Genomic DNA, 17,268 nt, shown 5'->3' with positions numbered 1-17,268 from the left:
ATACCGCACAGGGGAGAGGGAGGCTGTCGTGATCGAACTCAAGTCCGCCGAGGAGATCGACCGGATGGCGGTGACCGGCCAGTTCGTCGGCGAGCTGCTCGCCGAGCTGGGTGGTGTCGCCGCGGTCGGCGTGAACCTGATGGACCTCGAACACCACGCCCGCCGCCGGATCAAGGAGCGCGGGGCCGAATCCTGCTACTGGGACTACGCCCCTTCCTTCGGCCGCGGCCCGTTCCGCAACGTGCTGTGCCTGTCGGTCAACGACGCGGTGCTGCACGGCCTGCCGCACGACTATGTCCTGCGCGACGGTGACCTGCTCAGCATCGACATGGCGGTCGGCATCGACGGCTGGGTCGCCGACTCCGCGCTCTCCGTCGTCGTCGGCACCCCCGACCCGGCTGACCTGAAGCTGATCGAGGCCACCGAGGTCGCGCTGGAGGCCGCCATCACCTCCGCCCAGCCCGGCGGCCGCCTCGGCGACATCTCCGCCGCGATCGGCGAGGTCGCCCGCTCCTACGGCTACGGCGTCAACGCCGAGTTCGGTGGGCACGGCATCGGCCGCACCATGCACGAGGCCCCGCACGTGTCCAACGACGGCCGCCCTCGCCGCGGCCTGAAACTCGACCCCGGCCTCACCATCGCCATCGAGCCCTGGTTCTGCCGCTCCACCAACAAGATCAAGTTCGACAAGGACGGCTGGACGATCCGCTCCGCCGACGGCTCCCGCACCGCCCACTCCGAACACACGGTCGCCATCACGCCTTCCGGCCCCCGGGTCCTGACCCGCCGCCCCACTCAGGGCGTCACCTCGGCCGACCCCACCAGGAAGCCCGCCACAACCTCCTGACCCACCGCCCGCCCCGGGGCGGCCATGGGCGTGCGGAGGAGTTCGCCTCAGGGGTTCCGAGGACCGACGGAGCGGGCTGTCGCCGTCGCGTCCCGCCCCGATGCCGATACGGAAGACCGCACCGTGCCGAAGAAGACCGTCGTGGACAAGGTTCTGTGCTACGTGGTGCGGGAGGGACGGTTGCTCGTCTTCCGGCACACCGACTACAGCTACGAGGAGGTGGGCATCCAGGTGCCGGGCGGCAGCGTTCGCCCGGGTGAGGACCCGGTGGACGCGGCGCTACGCGAGGCCCGCGAGGAGACCGGGCTGACGGGCTTCACCGTCGTGCGCAAGCTCGGGGAGGTCGAGTACGACATCAGCCCGCTGCGATTCGAGGTCCAGCGTCGTCACGTCTTCGAGTTGGCGCTGCACGGGGTGACGCCCGAGCGGTGGGCGAGCCGGGAGGACCACGACGGCGAGCGGGAGCCCACCCGCTTCGAGTGTTTCTGGATACCGTTACGGGCCGCGCACGTCCTGCAGTCCGGCCAGGGCGTCCTCGTGGGCCGGTTGTTCGACTGACCAGGAATTCCGACAGCGGCAACCAGGGGACACAATGCGGGAAGACGAGATGCGGGACCTGGTCCGGCGCAGCCCGTGGCTGATGCGGGCGCTGGGCGTCGTTCGGGACTGCGGCCTGCCGGACGCCTGGATCGGCGCGGGCGCCGTCCGCGACCTGGTCTGGGGCGAGCGGTACGGCGACGGCTTCGACCCGTCGTCGGTGCGTGACGTCGACGTCGTCTTCCTCGACCCGGCGGACCTGACCCGCGACAACGACGACCGGGCCACCCGGCGGCTGGTGGCCGCCTGGCCGGACCTGCCGTGGGAGGCGAAGAACCAGGCCGCCGTGCACACCTGGTATCCCGCGAAGTTCGGCGGCGGCCCGGTGGCCCCGCTGCGCACCATCGCCGACGCGGTCGCCACCTGGCCCGAGTACGCCACCGCGGTGGCCGTACGCCTCGACGCGCACGACCAGATCGCGGTGTGCGCGCCGCACGGCCTCGACGACCTGCTCGACGGCGTGTGGCGGCGCAACCCGGCCAGGGTCAGCCCGGAGATCTCCCGGCGACGACTCGCCCGCCACCGCCCCGCCGAACGCTGGCCCGGCGTCCGCGTCGTGGCCTGAGCCGGCACTCGAAGCCCGCCGAGGCCTGCGACCCTGGGTCTGGAGCCGCTTCGTACCGAACCCGGTCCTCGTTCGTGTCACCCCACGCCTCGAACGCGTTCTCAGACCGCTCGAACCTCGGCGAGCCGCCGGACTGCGTACTCGTCGTCCCAGCAGACGGCGGCTTCCCACGCGGCCGACGCTTGCCCGGCGATGTCGAGCGTGCCGTCGTCGAGGCCGGCGGCGTTGTCGGGCAGCACGAGGTCGAGGTCGGGAACGTCGACGTGCGCCTCGTCCCAGTCGATCAGCGCGACCTGACCCGTGGTCATGCGGACGTTGCCAGGGTTGTTGGGATTGCCGTGGACGACGCATGTCTGACGTCCGGCGAGCCGCGCCCACGCTGCTCGGCATCGAGCAACGCTCTCAGGGGGCATCGCGCCGAGGTCGATCTTCGTCCCGGTCTCGGCGTGCAGGAGGTCGGTCGACGATCGCCAGCCCGGGCGCTGCGGCCAGCCCCGCGTCAGCCGGTGCAACTCGCGGAGCGTGCCGGCCACGCGACGCCAGTCGGCCCGGGTCTCGGGCGGTCCGCCATCCAGGTAGGTCATCACCACCAGACCGTCGGCGAACAGCCGGCCGTCCGTGGTCGGGATCGGGACCGGCACGGTCAGGCCCTCACGGTCGAGGTGTTGCAGGAGTGCTGTCTCCCACGCGAGATCAGCGTCGCTCCTGGTGCCGAGACGACCGACCGCGAGGTGCCCGTTGACGCGTACGCTCCACACGTCGTTGGCGACTCCGCCCGCGAGCGGTTCGATGCGAGCGACGCCTTCACCCCATTGCCCGAGTGCCTCCCACCCCATTGGCCACACCTTACGGCTTCCCCACATCACTGTTCCCGGCATGAGCAGTCCGCTGACTCGTCGATCTCGCAGGTGCGGCCCTGACTCTCGCTCGACGGCAGGAAAGGACGTCGTGCTCCTCGTCGAGGAGCTTCTCTCGAAGAATGTCTGCGTGCCCGCAATGCTGGGTGAGTTGGCACTGCCGGGCGTCAGCCGTAGTTGCGGCCGGCCAGTTCGATCAGGGCGAGCCGCGTGTCGTGGCAGTCCTCGGCGTTCGTCATCACGGCGACCGCTGTGCCCGACTCCGGCCAGGCGAACGAGAAGCAGCTGTAGCCGGTGTTCTGCCCGGTATGCCCAAAGCGCCCGTCGCCAAGTTCGGTGCCGAGACCAAACCCGCCGGGCACCTGCGGGGTCAGCATCTGTGCGGCCAGATCCTGCGGCAGTAGCGCGGATTCGCCGGCGGCGGCACGACAGATCTCCAGCTCCAGCCGCACCAGGTCCGCCGGGGTGCTCCACAGCCCGGCGCCGGCCATCTCCGGCTGCGTATGCCAGCCGCCGTGCACGGGGGTGCCGCCGCAGTGGCCGCGGGCCGCACGGTCCCGGTGCCCGTTCGGGAATTGCTGGTCGTAGCTGCTGTCCGCCATGCCCACCGGTTCCAGCACGAGCGTCGCCATCAGCTTGTCGAACGGCGTCGAAGTCACGTCGGTCAGGAGCTGCTGGAGAACGGCGTAGTGGCTGCCTGAATAGCGGAATCGAGTGCCCGGCGGCAGCTCGCGCCGGACCCTCGGCGTGTTGGCCGGTGGTTCACCCCGCAGAATCTGCTGTAGCGATGGCACGGGCTCGCCCGCGGCGTACCCGGGGAACCAGTTCTCGGTCAGGCCCGCGGTGTGGGCCAGAAGCTGGCGTACGGTTACCGTGCCGGTGCCCGGCAGCTGCCAGGCGGACAGGTAGGTGTTGACGTCGGTGTCGAGGTCGAGGGTGGCGTCGGCGACCAGCCGCAGCGTGCCGAACGCGGCGACGTGCTTGCTGATCGAGCACGCCGGGAACAGCAGGTCGTGACCGTCGGTCCAGACGTTACCGTCGAGCCGGCCGACGGCGATCCCGATGCCGGAAATTCGGTCGGTACCCGGAACCAGGTCCTGCCACTCCTCTTCGAATCCCATGACTCCGGAGTATGCCGTGGCCAGACCACACCGATGAGTTTCAGTAGTCGGGCCACCGCCTGGCCGCAATCGCCCCGAGGGCGCGACGGACTGTCTGAAAGATTGGTTACCGCTGGCTGCGCCCGTCCTTTCGTCGCAAGGCGCGGGAAGCGTCGTTGAGACTCAACCGCCGGCGCTGGGGCGCCCGAGCGTCTTCAGGTTGGGCAGCGACCGTTCCGCCGTCACCACTCCAGCAGCGCTGTACCCGACCAGGACCGGCGGGTCGACGTTCTCGTTGGCGAGATACCAGAAGAAGAACAGATCTTCGGCGCGGACGGCTGACCGTACAGTGCCGTCGGGCAGTCGCAGTTCCGCCCGTACCGCATTCCCGGCGGTCGTCCACATCGTGTGTATTCCCTGGCCGTCCGCCGACCCGCCCATGCTGCTGAATGACTCCTTTCCCTGGTCGCCGTCAGCACACTGCCCACCGGCAAGCGTGAAACTTGTCGGGGCTGGCCGGTCGAGGTCACCGGGTGGCTCGAACATCGGAGCGATGCAGGTGGTGCCGCCCTGGCCCTTGGCTGACCAGACGGTCAGTACAGTGCCGTCGGGGCCCGGTGCCTGGGCAACTCGTCGTGCTGTCTGGACGTCCACCACGCCGCCGGTTTCTGTAGCCCAGAACGACAACGGCTTGGTAAACGACTCAGGCAGCAATCCTCCGGCGGCGGCGACGCTCGCACCCGACACGACAAGCCCGGCGGTCAACGCGGCAGTGAGCACGACTCGTCGCCTGCGCGACCGTTGAGGTGCCTCCGGCGGTTCGGCGGCGGTGGCGATCAACAGACGCTCCAGCGCCGCTTTCCTCGCCGATGCAGGCCAGTGGTCTTCGATCGTGGTAACCGGCCTGAGTTTCTCCACGATGATCATCGTGTCACGTTCCGTGGTCATTTGGTGCCTCCTGTGAGTGGCAGTGGACGTTGGGCGGCGTCGGCGTGGGGCGGCGCATCCGGCTCGCCATCAACGCGTAGTCGCCGCCGCGCCCTGAACAGACGCACGTGGAACGCCGGGAGTGAGCAGCCCGCCACTCGCGCCGCCTGCTCCGGGGTCAAGCCGTCCCAGGTGATCAGCAGTAGCGCCTCCCGCTCCTTGGGGGTCAGCGCCGCCAACTGGGTCAGTACGGTTGCGCGCTCCGTGGCGAGAACGTCGGCGGCGGCCGCCGGCTCCGCGACCTGCCGCAACCGTTCCAGTTCGAGGGCCACCCGCGCCTGCCGGCGTCCTGACCGACGCAGGTTGGAGATGGTGTTGCGGGCGACCACGAGCAACCACGGCAAGGGTTCGTCCGGGACGCTGGCAAGCTTCCGCCATGCCACCAGGAACGTCTCCGACACCACATCCTGCGCCGAATCGGAGTCAACATGTCGCAACGCGTACGCCATCACCCGTGGCCCGTGCTCGGTCCACAGCGCCACGAATCGCTGTTCATACCGCTCAGCCGTGTGGTCTTCTCTCACACCACGTAGTGTCCGGCCACACTCCGGAACTTACGGCGACAAACTCCGAGAGGTTGAGCCGGTGCAGGCCCTCAGGACAGTGATCATGCGGCGTTCCCGGCGGCTCTGACGCTGTATCAATCGATAAGCCACCAACGCACTCTCTCGACATGTGCGGACGCTGGGGACCGCCATGGTCAGAATCGCGGGATAGAGCACCGGTTCCTAAACCGACGCTCCGTTTGTGTCTGCGAGACGACGACCTGCGGCTCCTTTCTCTCGGTGCCCCTGCCCCGGTCGCATGCGCGGGGCGCTGTGACCGCCTGCTTGAGATCAGCAGAAGGAAACCGCCCTGCTGTCGGACGCTGGATCGGTACCGGCCTGAGTCATGGGCTCTTCTCGGAGGGTGATCCGCTCAGCGGAGGCCGCCCGGCCCGACCAGGCCCGTTTCGTAGGCGACGATGACCAGTTGTGCCCGATCACGTACCGCCAGCTTGGTCAAGAGTCGCCCGACGTGTGTCTTGACGGTGGCGAGGCTGAGACCGAGGTGCCCGGCCAACTCCGCGTTGGACAGGCCCCGGCCGATCAGCATGAGCACTTCCCGTTCCCGTTCGGTCACGCCCTCCAGCCGTCGCGGCAGCGGCCGGGCCGGCTCAGGCCGACGTGCGAACTCGTCGATGAGCCGGCGGGTCACCGTCGGCGCGAGCAGCCCTTCGCCGGCGGCCACCACCCGGATGCCGGCCAGCAGTTCCGCCGGCGGGGTGTCCTTGAGCAGGAACCCACTGGCTCCGGCGCGCAGTGCCCCGTAGACGTACTCGTCCAGGTCGAACGTGGTCAGGATGACGACCCGGGTGCCGGTGGTGGCGGGGTGGCCACAGATCCGTCGGGTCGCCTCGATGCCGTCCATTTCTGGCATCCGTACGTCCATCAGCACCACGTCCGGCCGGTGCTCGGCGGTCAGCGCCACAGCCTCCACGCCGGTGCCCGCCTCACCGACTGTGGTGAAATCCGGGGTCGAATTGACCAACAGCCGGAAACTGCCGCGCAGCAGGGCCTGGTCGTCGGCGATCAGCACCCGGATCACGCGGCCACCCGGTAGGGCAGTCTGGCCGTCACTGCGTAGCCGCCGCCGGAGCGTGGCCCGGCGTGGAACTCGCCCCCGTGCAACGTCACCCGTTCCCGCATGCCGATCAGCCCGTGTCCCTCCCGGCCGATCAGGACCGGGCGGCGGCCGTCGTCGGTCACCTCGACCCTGACCTCGCGAGGCGTGACGGTCACCGTTGCCTGGCAGGCGGCCGGTGCCGCGTGTTTCACCACGTTGGTCACCGCCTCCTGCACGATCCGGTACACCGTCAGTCCTACCGACTCCGGGACTGCCTCGGTCGGTTCCTCCCGACGTACGTCGAGCCGTACGTCGACACCGCCGATCGCCGCCTGCTGGGCGAGCACGGGCAGCTCGTCCAGCCCGGGCATCGGGGCGTACGGGGTGCCCTCCCGCAGGACGCCGAGCACCCGGCGTACGTCGGTCAGCGCGTTGCGGCCGGTCTCCTCGATCACCCGCAGTGCGGCCCCCGCCTCCCGCGGGTCGGCCGCGGCGACGTGGTTGGCGACAGCCGCCTTCACCACGATGAGGCTCAGCGTGTGCGCGACGACGTCGTGCAGCTCGCGGGCCACCCGCAGTCGTTCCTCGGTGGCGGCCTGACGGACCAGTTGGTCACTCTGCCGGGTGGCGAGGGCGCGTCGCTCGCGGAGCAGCCAGCCGATCACCCAGGCGGGCGCGATCATGACGGCGGCGTAGACGACGGCACCGGCCCGTGACCACAGATCGCCTGCGGTCAGCACCAGCGCGACGCTCACCAAAGCGAGACAAGCGGCGGCACTGAGCAGCGACCGGCGCGTGGTCGTCGACACAGCCACCGTGTAGAAGGACAGACCGATGGCGACCGCCGGCGCGGCAGCGGCGAAGTTGGGGATTACGCCGGTGACCAGGGTTGCGGCGGTGCTGCCGCTGATCACGGCGGCGACGGGGATCGGCCACCGTCGCCGGACGGCCAACGGCAGCCCGAGGAACATCCCGACGAGCACGGACACCCAGAGCGGCTCGCGTACGCCACCGTGCAGCGGCGATTCCAGGGCCGCGTACGGGCAGAGCAGCCCGCCGACCGCCATGGCGAGCACGGCGTCCACGATGTACAGGTCCACCGGCCGCAGCCGCCGGGTCAGCAGGGAAGCGGTCACCTGCAAGACGGTATCGGCCAGCCGGGTCGGACGCGTCCACCCGCGGGCGGTCATCCCGGAGGACGACGTACCGGCGATTCAGGGCCATCGCCTCCACCCGGGGGAGGGCCGGAAAGTGTCCGCGCCGGCACGACGCGCGGCACCCCGCAACCGGGCACCGTGGCGGTCATGACCACACAAACGGTGACCCTGACGGGGCTGCGCGCGGTGTACGGCACCGGGACCCGGCGGGTGACAGCGCTCGACGGCGTGACGACCGGCTTCGCGAGCGGCACGTTCACGGCGGTGATGGGCCCCTCGGGTTCGGGGAAGTCCACCCTGCTGCACTGCGCGGCGGGGCTCGACAGCCCGACCGAGGGGATCGTCACGATCGACGGCATCCGCCTCGACGACCTGGGTGAGGACGAGCTGACCCGGCTGCGCCGCGATCGGATCGGGTTCGTGTTCCAGACGTTCAACCTGGTGTCCACGCTGACCGCGGCGCAGAACGTCGAGTTGCCGCTGCGCCTGGCCGGCCACCGCCCGCCGGCTCGGGACGTCGCCGCTGTGCTCGACGCGGTGGGGTTGGCTGACCGGGCTGGGCACCGGCCGAGTGAGCTGTCCGGCGGCGAGCAGCAGCGCGTCGCCGTGGCCCGCGCGTTGATCACTCGCCCGGCGGTGGTCTTCGCCGACGAGCCGACCGGGGCGCTGGACAGCGCGGCATCCCGACAGGTGCTCCGACTGCTGCGCGCACTCGTCGACGACCACGGGCAGACCGTCGTGATGGTGACCCACGATCCCGCCGCAGCCGCGTACGCCGATCGGGTCCTGCTGCTCGCCGACGGCCGCGTCGTCGACGAGCTGGACGGCGGGATCACCGCGGCGGTGGTCGCCGCCCGGATCGCCGAGTGTGAGGCCGGCCCGTCCCGGCACGCGGCGACGCCAGCGGGGCCGTCGTGTTGAGCATCCGGCGGTCGGTCAGCGCGTTCGTGGCCGTGGCCATCGGGGTCACGCTGGTCGCGGCGGCCACCCTGCTTCTCGCCTCCGGGCGCCCACAGGTGCCGGACCGGCTCGCGCGGGCGGCGGTCGTGGTGCAGAGCCCCGAAGCGGGCGCGTCGGCCGACTCGTTCGTGCCGACGCGGCCCTGGTCCGCCACCGCGACGGCGGGGCTCGTCGGCCGGCTGGCCGCCCTGCCCGGTGTCGCGGCGGCCGTGCCGGACCGGACCTTCTACGCGCAGCCCCTCGTCGACGGTCGACCCGCGGGCACCGATAACCGGCGGGAGGACGCCCACCAGGGGCACGGCTGGTCCAGTGCCCAGCTCGGTGGACTGCGCCTCACGGCCGGCGAGCCGCCCCGCAGGCCCGGCGAGGTGGTCGTGGACCGCGCGCTCGGGCTGCGCACCGGCGTGCCGGTCACCCTGCTGACGGCGGTGGGTTCGGAGTCGTACACCGTCACCGGTCTGGTCGACGGGCCCGGCGTCCATGTCGCTGACGAGGTGGCCGCCACGTTCGCGCCCGGCGTCCGGGCCATCGGGCTGGTGCTCGCGGCGGGCGCCGACCCCGAGCGGGTCGCCACGGCGGCTCGCGGAGTCGTCGGCGCGGACGGACGGGTCCTGACCGGCGACGCGCGTGGCGCGCTGGAGCCTCGCAACGACGCCCGCACCCGCTGGATCGGCATGCAGGTACTCACCGCCACGGCGGCCCTCGCCGGCTTTGTCACGGTGTTCGTGGTCGCCTCCACCTTCGCGTTCGCCATCGCGCAGCGCCGTCGTGAGCTGGGCCTGCTGCGCGCCGTCGGCGCCACCCCACGTCAGGTCCGCCGCATGGTGTACGGCGAGGCGCTTGTCGTCGGCGCCTCGGGCGGAATCAGCGGCCTGCTGGTGGGGGGAGGGCTTGCGCCGCTGCTGGGTCGGCTTCTCGTCGACGCCGGCTTCGAACCATCGACCTTCCGGGTTGGGTACGAGCACTGGCCGGTCGCGCTCTCGCTCGTCGCCGGGCCGGTGATCTCGCTGCTGGCCGTCTGGTCGGCCTCGCGCCGGGCGGCGCAGGTTCGACCCCTGGAGGCGTTGCGCGATGCGGCGGTGGAGCAGCGACCGATCGGGCGGCTGCGCATCGCCACCGGCGCGCTGCTCGTCGCGGCGGGGGTCGCGCTCAGCGTCGGGACGGCGACCGCCGACGAGGCCCGTGTCGCGGCGCAGTACGCCCTGTACGCGGTGATGGCTCTGGTGGCCGGTGCCACCGTGCTGGCACCGGCGGTCGTCGGCCCGGTGGTGCGGATGCTGCGGTTGCCGGTGCGTCGACCGGGTGGCGCGATCGGGATGCTGGTCCGGGCCGGGGCATTGACCGCGACCCGACGGACAGCTTCGATCGCCGCCCCGGTGCTGCTCACGGTCGCGTTCGCGGTGCTGGTCTCCGGGATGGTGCGCACCACCACGGCTGCCTACGCGGCAGGCCGGGCCGACAACGTGAACGCCGGCTGGATCGTCGTGCCCGACCGTGCACCGGGCCTGTCGGACCAGGCCGTCGCGGCGACCGGGGGCACCGCCCTCCTACCGACTACGGTCTTCGAGAGCGACCCGAACTCGCGGCCGGAGAACCGGCCACTGACCGCGCTCGGCGTGGACCCGGCGGGCTTCGCCGCCGCGAACCGGGCGCTCACCGTCGTCGCCGGCTCACTAGACGACCTGAGCGGCGGCGACGCGGTGGTTCTTCCCGCCTCGGCGAACCGGCAGCCGTCCGAGCCGTACGCGCTGGTCTTCCCCGATGGCGAGGTGGTGTCGCTGCGCGTCGTCGCGGTCGTCACCGACGACTCGATCCCCGGCGACCTGCTACTACCCCGGCACGTGGTGCGAGCGCACGACCCCTCGGCGCTCACCTCCGCGGTGTACGTCCAGGACCGGATCGATCCTCCCATCGGAGCGCGGATCGTCGACGTTTCCGCGTGGGCGGCCGAGGCGGACCGCGCCGAGGATCGCCTCGTCTGGCTCTTCACGCTGCTACTGATCGGTGTCTCGGCCGGCTACGGGGCGGTCGCGGTGGCGAACACGCTGCTGATGGCCGCCGCCGGCCGGGTGGCTGATCTGCGGCTGATCCGGCTGGCCGGAGCGACCCGGAGGCAGGTCATCTGGCTGGTCACGGCCGAGTCCACCCTGGTGGTGCTGATCGGCGCGCTGCTCGGAGGGGCTGTCGCGTTCGTCGGTCTGCTGAGCATCCGTGCCGGCCTCGCCGAGCAGGCCGGCGTACCGGTCGACCTGGTGGTGCCGTGGTCGGTGGTCGGCGGGGTGGTGGGGCTCTGCCTGCTGCTGGCGGTGCTGGCGAGCGCACTGCCGACCTGGCGGTCACTGCGTCACCGTCCCGCGCGGTCTCCCGTCGGCATCGTGGGGTGAACCCGTACCACCGCCCTCCCCGGTGGGCGGTCGCGCCGCTACCGCCCAGGGACGCGACCCGTGCACCAATATCCCGCTCTCTCAGTCACCGTGCTCCTTCCCCCGCTCGACTCAGGGAACCGATGCGCCCCAGGCCGCACACCGGGTCCGAGACGCCCGGCGGCGGGTGCGGCAGACTGGCGCTGCCGCGCCTGCAGGCCGGGAGTGGGGATGGCTGAATTGTGTTCCGCCGTGGCTGTGGCTGAGCTTCGAGGGATCGGGTCGAGGGTGCTCAGGAACGTGGCCAGTTCGCGTGGCCGGTCGGTGGGTGGGTGCGGGTAGGCGGCCAGCACCGCGTCGGCGACCGGCCGCAGCCATCGCCGCCGGACCCCGAGGACGAGCCCACCCTGGCCGACGAGATCGGCGCGGCGCCAGCCGTCGCCGGCGAGGAACGCGTCGGCGAGCGCGGTGGCCAGGGCGTGGATGGTGGTCACGGGCAGGCCGGTAGGGGTGGCAGCGTGTCCCGACGATGCCCGGTCGTACGGGTGCACAGGCTCGCGGAGCGTGCCGACGCACCTGTGGTGTGGTGCCGAGGTGAGTGTCGCGTCCCCGGGGTTACCCCGGAGAGACCATGACCGGACCCCGCGTGGGGGAGCGGCCTGGTCAGCTCGGGACACGCTGCCGTGGGAGCAGCGCAGAGAACGGAGACCGTCATCGGTGTCCGCGATGCTCGTGGCGCGGTGGAGAGAACCGTGCAGGGCTGGGTCTCGCTGTCGTGGGACAACGGGCGTGCCGGCCGGAGTGCGTCGCGACCGTACGGCGCTGTTGATCGGTCGGTAGGCGGTACCGGTGTCGGGTCGATCTCGGCGCGGACCTCGCCGTGCCTGCCGGGACACGCCGGTGACCCTGACGACGGCGGACCAGAGAATCTAGGCTGAAACGACTAGAAATTCTCGGCGGCGTGGAATACTCTTCTGCGAGTCGAGAGAGAAGGTTCGTCAAGACGCAGACGGGGCCGCCCGGCCGTGAGGTCACGACGGACGGCAAGTGGTGGGGTTCGTCCCGCCAGAACGGCAGTAGGAGCACGTCAGCCCCAACGTGTGATGCGCGATGGGGCACGCAGGTGGGGCCGAGGCTTGCTCAGGGCTCCAGCTGATGTTCGCCGCACGTGTCGGGGCCATGAAGTCGCGTGGGCTCCGGCGCCGGCGGACCGCAAGGTAAGAAGAAGCAGAGGAAAGGGAGGGCCGTACACCGTTGGATCGCCCGCCAGTAGCCCGTCATTCCAGGCTCGGCGGACACCGCAGTTTCCATCGAACGAGAGGTGGTCTCCGGTCACGCATATGCGATCCTCGCACCCGAAGCCTTCAGCGGCTGGTGCGGATACGACAAGCCGACGTTCCTGTCGGTAGATGGTGTTCTGACCCGTAACCCTGGGCCCCGGCGCGTGAGCGCCGGGGCCCTCGACGTGGAGGTGACATGGGGCGAAACCCCGATGACATGTTCGGCGACGAGAACACTCCGGCCTACACCATCGGCCAGGCCGCGGAGATGCTCGGCACCACGCAGGACTTCCTGCGCCGCCTGGACGAGGCGAAACTGATCAACCCGCACCGCTCTGCCGGTGGGCACCGCCGCTACTCCCGCTACCAGTTGCGTCTGGCCGCCCGGGCCCGCGAGATGGTGGATCAGGGCACCGCCCTGGAAGCCGCCTGCCGGATCATCATCTTGGAAGACCAGCTCGAGGAAGCCCTGCGGCAGAACGAGAAGCAGTAGCGTGGGCCGTGGCGGCAGACTAGCCGGCCCGCTCTCGGCTGAGGTCGTCGGGCGATGAGCCGGCCGCCCGCCAGAGCGAGAGTCCCCCGTCCCCGGCTCGGTCCTGGTAGCCCCGTACTCCTGCTTGTCGCACCTCTTCGCATCCCGGGCCATCGGCCGGGATTGTTGCTGTTCGTGACCGGCGGTCCGAGGCGGCCGTCGGCCGCCGGTGCTCGGGGCGCGGCGGGCCGGCGGCGTGTAGCGTCCGACCATGGGCAGCGGCGGGACGGACGACGTGGGTGCCGGATGGCGCACCGCTCGTGGCGCCGACGAAGCGGCGTTGTTGTCGGAAGAGATCACCGCTGCGCGGGTGACCGCGCTGCGACACGCGGTCGCCGCGGCAGCCCGTTCGGCGGGTCTGGTGGGCCACGGGCTGGAGGACTTCGTGTTGGCGGTGCACGAGCTGGTCACCAACGTGGTGCGCCATGGCGGGGGTAGCGGCGAGGTGCGTCTGTGGCAGCACGCTGACCTGCTGACCTGCCAGGTCAGCGACGACGGGCCTGGGTTGGGTGACGTAGACGTCGCCCTGCCGTCGCCGGGGGAGGTCGGCCACCGGGGACTGTGGCTGGCGCAGCAGCTCACCGAAGGACTGATGGTCGACAACTCCGGTCAGGGCACGACCGCCTCGGTGACGGCGCGGCTGCCGGCCCGATCGATCGTGAACGAGGGACGGTGACAGTGGCCACGGAGCAGACCTGGCAATGGCGTGTCGACGTCGGTGCCGCTCGCCGTGTCGTGGCGCTGTCGGGTGAGATTGACATGTCGGGCGCCGACCGGCTCGACGACCTGCTGCACGAGACGATCGCCCAGACCGCGACGGTGGAGGTGGACCTGGCGGGGTTGACCTTCATCGACTCCACCGTGCTCAGCACCCTGGTCGGCGCGTACCACCATGCGGCTGACCGGGGAGTGGATCTCACCCTGGTCAACGCCGCTGGGCAGGTTCGCCGGGTCCTCGACATGACCGGCATCATGCAGATGTTCGGCCGGGTGGCAGATCCGCCACCCGCCGCGATCTGAACTCGCGAGGCTGGGGTTTCGTCGCGAGGGCTGCCGGCGCGACGCTGGGACCGTGGGATGGTCAGCCGCGGCCTGTCGTGGGCTCAAGGAAGCGGACCATGAGTACGGTGGCGTCGTCCTGTAGTTGGTCGTCCTGGTAGGCGAGGATCGCGTGGACGAGACGCCGGGCGGTCTCTGGCAGCGGAAGTCCGTCGGCCAGGGCCCGGACGGTGAAGTCGACCAGCCGCTCGGTGCCGAACCGCGTCCCGTCGGCCGACCGGGCCTCGATGATGCCGTCGGTGTAGAAGAGCACGTCGTCGCCGGGTTCGAGGGCTTCCTCGACCACCACAGGAGGACGCCGGTCGCCCAGGGCCACCGGTAGGGCGGTGGGGGTGGGCAGGACGGTGGCGACCCTGCCGTGGCGGAGCACCAGCCCGCCCGGGTGTCCGGCGGAGATGGCCCGCAGCCGGCCGGTGCGTTGGTCGAGTTCGGCCAACACGCCGGTGATCAGCCCGCGTGGGTCGTGGTCACGCACCGCGGTGTCGATGTGGTGGTACGTCTCGACCAGGTCGAACCCGCCCCGGCGGGCGTTGCGATACGCGGCCAGGGCCAGGCTGGCGAGCATCACGGCGCGCAGCCCGCCACCGGAGCCGTGCCCGACGGCGTCGAACAGGGCGAGGTGGGCGGTGTCGCCGTTGACCGCGTAGTCGAAGGCGTCGCCACCCACGTCGTAGCAGGGCTCCAGGATCCCGCTGATGATCAGGTTGCCGGTGGAGAAGGTAAGCGGCGGAAGTTGGGCGCGCAGCATCTCGGCGGGCAGGCGCATCGGCTCCCGGCGGCGGACCTGCTCGATCGTGTCGCTGTAGTGCGATCGCGTGATCACCAGCTCGGCGAGCAGGGAGGCGACCGCCTCGAACGCGGCCACCGCGGAGTCAGACACGGCAGCTGCGGCGACCACCTTCGCGACGCCCACGCGCTCCAGACCGTTGAGCAGCGGCAACCACAACCGCGCACCGTCGTCCACGGGCCCGCCGAACGGGCGCAGCATGCTGAACGCCCGGCCGGCCAGGGTTCCCTCGATGGGCAGCGAGTCCCGACGCGGTGCGTCCGGACCGGGCAGGGCAAGCAGCTGACGCTGCTCGTGGTCGACCACATAGAGGATCATGTCGTCGGCGCCGAGCTGCCGGGCGGCCCGCCGTGCCATCCCCGGCAGGTCCTCAGGCCGGGCGTGGTGCGACTGCCGCAGCAGACCTCGCAGTGCGTCCCGCTCGCTCATGCCCACCGACCTTCGCCCCGCCCACGCGGGGCTGCCCGAGCGGTCAGAGTACGCGGGCGCTTCACCCATCCCGCACCAGTACGACACGGTGGCCTCACCCGGCGCACGTCGCCGGGTCACGCGAGGGGGATGCGGTGCCAGTCGCCGCCGACCGGACCGAGCAGGCCGTCGCTGGCCAGGCGGCGGCGCTCAGTAGTGGGGCCGCCATGGCTGTGATCGTTGAGTTCGGCGCGGAGGGTGTTGGCGAAGCCCTCGGCCGTGGCGAGTTGGTCGCGTAGGGCAGTCACGCGGGTTGTGGCGGCGGGTGTGGAACGTGGCAAGCCTGTCGAGCAGGTCGGCGCGGTCGGTGCCGGTTGCGGTGTTGAGGGTGTCGAGGACGGTGAGGAGGTCGCGCATCTCGTCGAGGGGAGCGGCGTCACCAAGGTGAGCGCGTCCACGATCGCCAGGCGCGCCGGGTTCGCCGAGCGCGGCGTGGATCCGGGCGCGCCTCCGCAGGGAAGCAGCTCAGTGGCCAGGTCCACTTCCCGCCATGGGATCGACGACGGATCATGTGCTACGGTAGCCGGGTTGCAGTTTTGATTTCCGTAGACGTTTTCCGGCGCCTGATGGGGCATCTGAAACCCATCCAGGCGCTTTTCGTTTTTCGTGTCGTTTCGACGCGGGTGATCAACGCGGCGGCGTAAGAGTCCGCACAGTGCGGTCTCTAACAGCCTGCGAAGGAGCAGACATGACTACAGGTACCGTGAAGTGGTTCAACGCCGACAAGGGCTTCGGCTTCATCAGCCCGGACGACGGCGGCGCCGACGTCTTCGCCCACTTCTCCGCGATCTCGGCGAGCGGCTTCCGCAGCCTCGACGAGAATCAGAAGGTGGAGTTCGACATCACCCAGGGCCAGAAGGGCCCGCAGGCGGAGAACATCCGCCCGCTCTGATCCACATTCTGTGAGCGGCGGCCCGACTGGTTCAGCGGGCCGCCGTTCGGCGTTTCATGCGCTCACCACGGCATCGCGAAACCGTCTGATCGGCAGAAGGCCGGTCATCTCGGCGTGGAGCCAGCTCAGCATTGCCCCCGTGTTCTCCTCCCTGAATCGATTCGGACCTCGGGCGCCAGCCTGCCAAGCATCCACCCTCATCCCTGACGAGCCGAATACCGCATCGCCGCCCTGACGGTCGAGGCACGTACGGTCGCGGTCAGGTGGAACACACCATGGTCGGACTCGACGCCTTACCTCCTGATGACTGTCAGACATTCGGGACCCGGGGTGCACGGCGCTACATCCTGAAGGGTTGTTGACTATGACAACGACCTACTCCGGTCCTGCGAGGCTGATCCTGAGCCCTTTTCATTGTGGGTAGCGGTTGGCTTCGACGTGGTGCAGCACGAGGATGGCCTGCACAATCGAGTGGCGCGGCGTGGGCAGCACCGCAGTTTGGTTAGGCTCTTCCAGGTGTCGAGGGTGGCGATGGCGCGTTCGCCGAGGGCACGGATCCGGGCCTGGGACCGGTTCACCGCTCTCTGACGTCGGGATAGCTGCGGCCGGTGGCGGTGCCGTTTGAACGGGGTGCGGACCGCGCCGCCCGCGCCTTGGTAGCCCTTGTCGGCGATGACCTGCACGTCCACACCGTGTCGTTTGTGCTTTCCAGAGTAGTAGGGGTTCTGGTCGGCGACCCGGTCGATCGGGATCAGGCTGCCGTCGAGGATCGCGTAGCCAGCCGCGCGGCGCAACGGGTGGCCTCGGTCAGGTTGTCGGCATGCGCGGCGAGCAGGTCGACGGCCTCGCGTCCGTACCGCCACGCGGTGCTCGTGCCGATCTCGAACCCGGCGGCGAGCCTGGCATAGGTGTCGCCGTTGCGCAGATGCGCCAGGGCCAGTAACGCCTGCCGGCCCGGATCGAGTCGCCGCCACCTGCAGCGACGTTCGTCGCGACGACTACGAATCAGGTTCGCGAGGTGGTTAGGGCGCGAGTGGACAGCGCAATCGCCGCAGGGTGAGACAGCAACGAGGGCTCCCTCTTGGGACATGGGTTGTGGTCGACTGCTGTCTTACCCGGAGCCTCACCTCACGCCTATGCCGGCCATTGCACAGCCACCGAACCAGCACCGTCACGACGGACACCGTGAGCAGGCGAGCACGTCACCTGCAC

Annotated in this window: 16 protein-coding genes and 2 pseudogenes; 9 read left to right on the top strand and 9 right to left on the bottom strand. The window is 70.5% G+C overall.

What is annotated here, in order from left to right; all coding sequences use genetic code 11:
• The first annotated feature begins 28 nt into the window (after positions 1 to 28).
• The 3 genes from map (at position 29) to AB0883_RS10850 (ending at position 2,009) form a co-directional block, all read left to right on the top strand.
• Complete coding sequence (gene map / locus AB0883_RS10860; protein WP_366641026.1) at positions 29 to 847, top strand: type I methionyl aminopeptidase; 819 nt, start codon at positions 29 to 31, stop codon at positions 845 to 847.
• Between the two features lie 123 nt (positions 848 to 970).
• Positions 971 to 1,405, top strand: a complete 435-nt coding sequence (locus AB0883_RS10855) for an NUDIX domain-containing protein (RefSeq protein ID WP_366641025.1) — start codon at positions 971 to 973, stop codon at positions 1,403 to 1,405.
• A gap of 34 nt (positions 1,406 to 1,439) precedes the next feature.
• Complete coding sequence (locus tag AB0883_RS10850) at positions 1,440 to 2,009, top strand: nucleotidyltransferase family protein (RefSeq protein WP_366641024.1); 570 nt, start codon at positions 1,440 to 1,442, stop codon at positions 2,007 to 2,009.
• 101 nt (positions 2,010 to 2,110) lie between these two features.
• Here the strand turns inward: AB0883_RS10850 and AB0883_RS10845 are convergent, their stop codons facing one another.
• From AB0883_RS10845 to AB0883_RS10820, 6 genes are all read right to left on the bottom strand, one after another.
• A complete protein-coding gene (locus tag AB0883_RS10845; protein WP_366641023.1) occupies positions 2,111 to 2,845 on the bottom strand; it encodes a phosphotransferase in 735 nt (244 codons plus the stop codon).
• A gap of 188 nt (positions 2,846 to 3,033) precedes the next feature.
• Positions 3,034 to 3,987: a serine hydrolase domain-containing protein gene (locus AB0883_RS10840; protein ID WP_366641022.1), complete on the bottom strand. Its 954-nt coding sequence runs from the start codon at positions 3,985 to 3,987 to the stop codon at positions 3,034 to 3,036.
• A gap of 162 nt (positions 3,988 to 4,149) precedes the next feature.
• Positions 4,150 to 4,914, bottom strand: coding sequence for a hypothetical protein (locus AB0883_RS10835; RefSeq protein ID WP_366641021.1), 765 nt, complete (start codon positions 4,912 to 4,914; stop codon positions 4,150 to 4,152).
• Positions 4,911 to 5,435, bottom strand: a complete 525-nt coding sequence (locus tag AB0883_RS10830) for an RNA polymerase sigma factor (protein WP_366641020.1) — start codon at positions 5,433 to 5,435, stop codon at positions 4,911 to 4,913. The genes AB0883_RS10835 and AB0883_RS10830 overlap by 4 nt, the downstream gene beginning before the upstream one ends.
• A gap of 436 nt (positions 5,436 to 5,871) precedes the next feature.
• On the bottom strand, positions 5,872 to 6,540 hold the full coding sequence (locus tag AB0883_RS10825) for a response regulator transcription factor (protein WP_366641019.1): 669 nt from the start codon (positions 6,538 to 6,540) through the stop codon (positions 5,872 to 5,874).
• The gene (locus AB0883_RS10820) at positions 6,537 to 7,694 is read right to left on the bottom strand and encodes a histidine kinase (RefSeq protein ID WP_366641018.1); all 1,158 of its coding nucleotides are present in this window, start codon (positions 7,692 to 7,694) and stop codon (positions 6,537 to 6,539) included. Before AB0883_RS10820 ends, AB0883_RS10825 begins: the two co-directional genes overlap by 4 nt.
• Positions 7,695 to 7,862: 168 nt before the next feature.
• On the opposite strand from AB0883_RS10820, the gene AB0883_RS10815 reads away from it, so the two are divergent.
• The 5 genes from AB0883_RS10815 to AB0883_RS10795 all read left to right on the top strand — a co-directional run bounded on the left by AB0883_RS10815 (position 7,863) and on the right by AB0883_RS10795 (position 13,870).
• Complete coding sequence (locus AB0883_RS10815; RefSeq protein WP_366641017.1) at positions 7,863 to 8,636, top strand: ABC transporter ATP-binding protein; 774 nt, start codon at positions 7,863 to 7,865, stop codon at positions 8,634 to 8,636.
• Complete coding sequence (locus AB0883_RS10810; RefSeq protein WP_366641016.1) at positions 8,630 to 11,059, top strand: FtsX-like permease family protein; 2,430 nt, start codon at positions 8,630 to 8,632, stop codon at positions 11,057 to 11,059. Before AB0883_RS10815 ends, AB0883_RS10810 begins: the two co-directional genes overlap by 7 nt.
• Positions 11,060 to 12,514: 1,455 nt before the next feature.
• Positions 12,515 to 12,811, top strand: coding sequence for a helix-turn-helix domain-containing protein (locus tag AB0883_RS10805; RefSeq protein ID WP_043326983.1), 297 nt, complete (start codon positions 12,515 to 12,517; stop codon positions 12,809 to 12,811).
• Positions 12,812 to 13,061: 250 nt separating this feature from the next.
• On the top strand, positions 13,062 to 13,526 hold the full coding sequence (locus tag AB0883_RS10800; protein ID WP_366641015.1) for an ATP-binding protein: 465 nt from the start codon (positions 13,062 to 13,064) through the stop codon (positions 13,524 to 13,526).
• A gap of 2 nt (positions 13,527 to 13,528) precedes the next feature.
• Positions 13,529 to 13,870, top strand: a complete 342-nt coding sequence (locus AB0883_RS10795; RefSeq protein ID WP_366641014.1) for an STAS domain-containing protein — start codon at positions 13,529 to 13,531, stop codon at positions 13,868 to 13,870.
• Between the two features lie 61 nt (positions 13,871 to 13,931).
• Here AB0883_RS10795 and AB0883_RS10790 read toward each other — a convergent pair whose 3' ends face one another.
• Positions 13,932 to 15,125 (bottom strand): PP2C family protein-serine/threonine phosphatase, encoded by a 1,194-nt coding sequence (locus AB0883_RS10790; protein ID WP_366641013.1) that lies wholly within the window; start codon positions 15,123 to 15,125, stop codon positions 13,932 to 13,934.
• 212 nt (positions 15,126 to 15,337) lie between these two features.
• A pseudogene (locus AB0883_RS10785) lies at positions 15,338 to 15,530 on the bottom strand (MerR family transcriptional regulator); the annotation flags it as partial.
• A gap of 322 nt (positions 15,531 to 15,852) precedes the next feature.
• Here AB0883_RS10785 and AB0883_RS10780 point away from each other — a divergent pair.
• Positions 15,853 to 16,056, top strand: a complete 204-nt coding sequence (locus AB0883_RS10780; protein ID WP_013283833.1) for a cold-shock protein — start codon at positions 15,853 to 15,855, stop codon at positions 16,054 to 16,056.
• 411 nt (positions 16,057 to 16,467) lie between these two features.
• On the opposite strand, the pseudogene AB0883_RS10775 reads toward AB0883_RS10780, so the two are convergent.
• A pseudogene (locus AB0883_RS10775) lies at positions 16,468 to 17,124 on the bottom strand (transposase family protein).
• Between the last annotated feature and the right edge of the window lie 144 nt (positions 17,125 to 17,268).

Source organism: Micromonospora sp. NPDC047812 (assembly GCF_040704175.1).
Classification (GTDB): domain Bacteria; phylum Actinomycetota; class Actinomycetes; order Mycobacteriales; family Micromonosporaceae; genus Micromonospora.
The sequence above is the reverse complement of the archived record's forward strand: the minus strand, read 5'-3'. Positions and strand labels throughout refer to the sequence as shown.